The sequence below is a fragment of the Citrobacter sp. S46_ASV_140 genome, from assembly GCF_018919545.1.
GTDB classification, from domain to species: Bacteria; Pseudomonadota; Gammaproteobacteria; order Enterobacterales; family Enterobacteriaceae; genus Citrobacter; species Citrobacter braakii.
The window spans coordinates 1-4,476 of record NZ_JAHLRC010000193.1; the positions used below are offsets into that span (position 1 = coordinate 1).

The 4,476-nt window shown below is 49.3% G+C and carries 5 protein-coding genes and 1 pseudogene; 4 read left to right on the forward strand and 2 right to left on the reverse strand.

All coding sequences use genetic code 11. The features are described from left to right. The coding region (gene rpmG, locus KQJ19_RS22450) for a 50S ribosomal protein L33 (RefSeq protein ID WP_216404183.1) at positions 1-166 on the forward strand (166 nt) is incomplete at its 5' end. A 98-nt stretch (positions 167-264) separates the two neighbouring features. Next, positions 265-1,074, forward strand: a complete 810-nt coding sequence (gene mutM, locus KQJ19_RS22455) for a bifunctional DNA-formamidopyrimidine glycosylase/DNA-(apurinic or apyrimidinic site) lyase (protein ID WP_216404182.1) — start codon at positions 265-267, stop codon at positions 1,072-1,074. Positions 1,075-1,121: 47 nt separating this feature from the next. On the opposite strand, the gene coaD is transcribed toward mutM, so the two are convergent. Next, positions 1,122-1,601 carry a pantetheine-phosphate adenylyltransferase gene (coaD, locus tag KQJ19_RS22460; protein WP_016154984.1) on the reverse strand — a complete coding sequence of 160 codons (480 nt, stop codon included), beginning with the start codon at positions 1,599-1,601 and terminating at the stop codon, positions 1,122-1,124. Between the two features lie 8 nt (positions 1,602-1,609). Next, complete coding sequence (gene waaA, locus KQJ19_RS22465) at positions 1,610-2,887, reverse strand: lipid IV(A) 3-deoxy-D-manno-octulosonic acid transferase (protein ID WP_016154983.1); 1,278 nt, start codon at positions 2,885-2,887, stop codon at positions 1,610-1,612. Positions 2,888-3,284: 397 nt separating this feature from the next. On the opposite strand from waaA, the gene rfaQ reads away from it, so the two are divergent. Beyond that, positions 3,285-4,355, forward strand: coding sequence for a lipopolysaccharide core heptosyltransferase RfaQ (gene rfaQ, locus KQJ19_RS22470; protein WP_072034359.1), 1,071 nt, complete (start codon positions 3,285-3,287; stop codon positions 4,353-4,355). Continuing rightward, positions 4,352-4,476 (forward strand): annotated as a pseudogene (locus KQJ19_RS22475) (glycosyltransferase family 1 protein); the annotation flags it as partial. The gene rfaQ and the pseudogene KQJ19_RS22475, both read left to right, overlap by 4 nt.

Sequence of the window (4,476 nt, forward strand, 5' to 3'; positions counted from 1 at the left end):
GGCTAAAGGTATTCGTGAGAAAATCAAGCTGGTTTCTTCTGCTGGTACTGGTCACTTCTATACCACCACGAAGAACAAACGTACTAAGCCGGAAAAACTGGAGCTGAAAAAGTTCGATCCAGTTGTTCGTCAGCACGTTTTATACAAAGAAGCGAAAATCAAATAATTTCCGCTTTGATGTAAAGAAAAACCCTGCCTCGGCGGGGTTTTTTGTTTTCTGGCCGTCCCCATATTAATGAGACCTGATACATCGCCGGAGATACTATGCCTGAATTACCTGAAGTCGAAACCAGCCGCCGCGGTATTGAGCCGCATCTGGTGGGGGCAACGATTATGCACGCGACTGTGCGTAACGGTCGTTTGCGTTGGCCTGTATCAGAGGAAATCTATCGTCTGAGTGATAAACCTGTCCTGAGCGTACAGCGGCGCGCGAAATACCTGCTGCTGGAGCTATCAGATGGCTGGGTAATCATTCACCTGGGGATGTCGGGTAGTTTGCGTATCCTTTCTGAAGAGCTTCCGGCAGAAAAACATGACCACGTCGACTTAGTGATGAGTAACGGCAAAGTCCTGCGCTATACCGATCCGCGTCGTTTTGGCGCCTGGCTGTGGACTAAAGAGCTGGATGGGCATAATGTCCTCGCCCATCTTGGCCCTGAGCCGCTGAGCGACGATTTCAATGCTGGTTATCTGCAGCAGAAATGTGCGAAGAAGAAAACTGCGATTAAACCCTGGCTGATGGATAACAAGCTGGTCGTGGGGGTGGGAAACATCTATGCCAGCGAGTCGCTGTTTGCGGCTGGTATCCATCCTGACCGTCTGGCGTCATCTTTGTCGCAGGATGAGTGCGAACTGCTGGTGCGCGTTATCAAGGCGGTTTTGCTGCGTTCTATCGAGCAGGGCGGGACCACGCTGAAGGACTTTCTGCAAAGTGACGGTAAGCCGGGTTATTTTGCCCAGGAGCTGCAGGTCTATGGGAGAGAAGATGAACCCTGTCGCGTATGCGGCGCGCCAATCATTGCGACAAAACACGCTCAGCGCACAACGTTTTATTGCCGTCGCTGTCAGAAATAACACCATTATCGGCCGGACGTAGCGTATGCCTCATCCGGCCAGACGCATTACTTCAGTTTACTCAATAATGCCTGATGAACGTTTTCCGGCAGAAAGTGCGCTACGTCACCCTGGTGGCGGGCAACTTCTTTCACCAGTGACGATGAGATAAATGACCACTCTTTAGACGGCATCAGAAAGACGCTTTCCAGTTGTGGCATCAGATGACGGTTCATATGGGCCAGCTGCATTTCATACTCAAAATCGGCTACCGCACGCAGGCCACGGATCAGAATGTTAGCCTGATTATCGCGGGCAAAGTTTGCCATCAGATCGCTGAATCCCAGAACCTCCACATTACCGAGATGCGCCGTTGCCTGCTGTGCCAGCTCAACGCGCTCTTCCAGAGTAAACATCGGTTTTTTACTGGGACTTGCGGCAATTGCCAGGATTACGTGATCAAACATGCTTGTCGCTCGTGTCACGATATCGAGGTGGCCGTTAGTAATGGGATCAAAGGTTCCTGGATAAATCGCCCGTTTTTGCATGACTTGCCTCAATGCGTTTTGGGTGGCAGATAAGGTTCCAGCAGCTGCAGCAGACGCTGAAGCGCGCCCTGATTTTGATACAGAACTTCAACTGCGTGACGGCCATAAAAATTACGATAATCTGCATCGGTCAGTAAAGAAGAGACCTCTTTCACCAGCGTAGTTGCGTCGGTGACGGTGATCAATCCGCTTGCCTGTTCGAGGCGGGCGCAAATATCTTTAAAATTAAAAGTATGTGGCCCCATCAGTACCGGAATGGCGTGCGCCGCGGCTTCCAGTGGGTTGTGTCCACCGCGTTCAACCAGCGAACCGCCAACAAATGCAAGGTCAGCAATGCCATACAGCAACATCAACTCGCCCATGGTGTCGCCGATTACGACCTGGGTTCCTGATGACGGAACTTCGCCCGAAGAACGTGTCGTATAGCTTAGCCCAGCCTGGCGTACGAGGTTAATGGCATCCGGGAACCGTTCAGGATGTCTGGGTACCAGAATCAGTAAAAGATTAGGGAACTGGTTTAATAACGCCTGATGGGCGGCAATGATAATGCTTTCTTCGCCGTCGTGCGTGCTGGTTGCAATCCATACCGGGCGGTGAGGTGCCCATTGACGACGCAATGTAATCGCTTTTGCGGCCAGCTGCGGCGTGACGGAAATATCAAACTTCAGGCTACCGGTAACGGTGACCTGATTGCTTCTGGCACCAAGCGTGATAAAACGAGCGCCATCTTCTTCGTTCTGGGCGGCAATCAACGTAATTCGGCGCAGTAGCCTGCCAACAAATTTACCTAATTTAGCGTAGCCAGCAGCTGAGCGAGCGGAAAGACGTGCATTGGCAATGACCAGCGGAATATGGCGCTTATGCAGTGCCGCGATCAGATTCGGCCACAGCTCGGTTTCCATAATTAACACCAGCTTGGGGTCAACTTTATTCAGGAAACGGTTTAGGGCATCCGGTAAGTCGTACGGCAGATAAATATGCTGAACGTCAGGGCCAAAAGCGGATTGTACGCGCTCGGAACCGGTTGGTGTCATGGTGGTGACCGTGATCGGCAAGTCGGGGTAACGATGTCGCAGAGCGCGGACTAATGGGATAGCTGCCAGCGTTTCGCCCACGGAAACCGAATGAAGCATGATGCCGCCTGGTTTTAGCGGACGGCGGTAAAAGCCGTAGCGTTCACCCCAGCGTTTACGGTAGGCCGGAGCCTTACGTCCGCGCACCCAAAGCCGTACCCAGATCAAAGGCTGAATAAGGTAGAAAAGGGCGGTGTAAAGCAATTCGAGCATAATGGTAGCTGACTTATGAATGTGCTGGGGATTCTATGTATTTAGCTGTGGCTTTACCAATACTTTTCCTATTTTTAAATTAAATAGCGTCCCTCGCGGGGGATGTCCAGGGTACCAGCATCTTTTGCATCTTTACGTTTTCTGTTGATATTTTCCGGTTTAGTCGAGATAGATGGCTAAAAATCAAAAGGTCTGAACATCTTAATTCATTGATTTATATGTTTTAAAATCATTGGCTGTGCAAGAATTATTCGAGTCGGAACATGGCGAAAGAAGTGATACACTAGCGCGTAAAAAATCAGTGCGATATCAGTAATCAGGTAGCTGTTGAGCCTGGGGCGGTAGCGTGCTTTTTTCTGCTTAACTTTACCGGACACTCACGATAAAAGAGCCGCTTGTGGATAAGCCAATTAATAGAATTCTGGTCATAAAAATGCGTTTTCACGGAGATATGTTGTTAACAACTCCGGTCATTAGTACGCTAAAGCAGAACTATCCTGATGCGAAAATCGACGTGCTTCTCTATCAGGATACCATCCCAATTTTGTCGGAAAACCCAGAAATTAATGCCCTTTATGGTATTAAAAATAAAAAGACAAAAGTAACTGATAAAATTACTAATTTTCTGCACCTGATCGGAACGTTGCGCGCAAATGGGTATGATTTAGTTGTAAACCTTACCGATCAGTGGATGGTTGCGATACTGATGCGGCTACTGAACGCGCCAATCAAAATCTCTCAAGATTATGCACATCGGCAATCTTCTTTTTGGAAAAATAGTTTTACATGTCTGGCTCCGCTTAGCGGTGAAAATGTGGTGGAAAGCAATCTGTCTGTGCTGGCCCCGTTGAAACTTAAATCGACTGTTACGCATACAACAATGAGCTATCCTCCGGATAGCTGGGAACGTATGCGCACAGAATTAAATCGGGCTGGAGTTGGTGATGAATACGTTGTAATTCAACCAACGGCACGCCAACGCTTCAAGTGCTGGAATAACGAAAAGTTTTCACAGGTAATTGACGCCTTACACCAGCGTGGTTTGGAGGTAGTTATGACCTCAGGCCCAGGCGAAGACGATCTGGCTTGCGTGAATGAAATTGCACAAGGTTGCAAAGAAAGGCCCGTTACTGCGCTGGCGGGAAAGATGAGCTTCCCCGAGCTAGGAGCGGTCATCGATCATGCACAGTTGTTTATTGGGGTGGACTCTGCTCCGGGACACATTGCTGCTGCGGTTGATACACCATTGATATGCCTGTTTGGCGCAACGGATCATAATTTTTGGCGACCATGGTCAAAGCAGATGATTCAATTTTGGGCTGGTGATTACCGTCCGATGCCTCCACGCGAACAGCGCGATCGCAATGAAATGTATCTTTCGGTGATACCCGCTGACGATGTTATTGCTGCTATCGATAAATTATTACCGGGTAGACTTGTGCCGCCACAAGCGGGGAGTCCCGTATGATTGTTGCTTTCTGTTTGTATAAATACTTCCCATTCGGTGGGTTACAGCGTGATTTTATGCGCATTGCGCAAACTGTAGCGGCACGTGGTCACCATGTTCGTGTCTATACGCAGTCCTGGGA

What these genes read in the sequence shown, in the direction of transcription:
- mutM (WP_216404182.1), top strand. Translation starts at nt 265, where the DNA reads ATGCCTGAATTACCTGAAGTCGAAACCAGCCGCCGCGGTATTGAGCCG.
- coaD (WP_016154984.1), bottom strand. Translation starts at nt 1,601, where the DNA reads ATGCAAAAACGGGCGATTTATCCAGGAACCTTTGATCCCATTACTAAC.
- waaA (WP_016154983.1), bottom strand. Translation starts at nt 2,887, where the DNA reads ATGCTCGAATTGCTTTACACCGCCCTTTTCTACCTTATTCAGCCTTTG.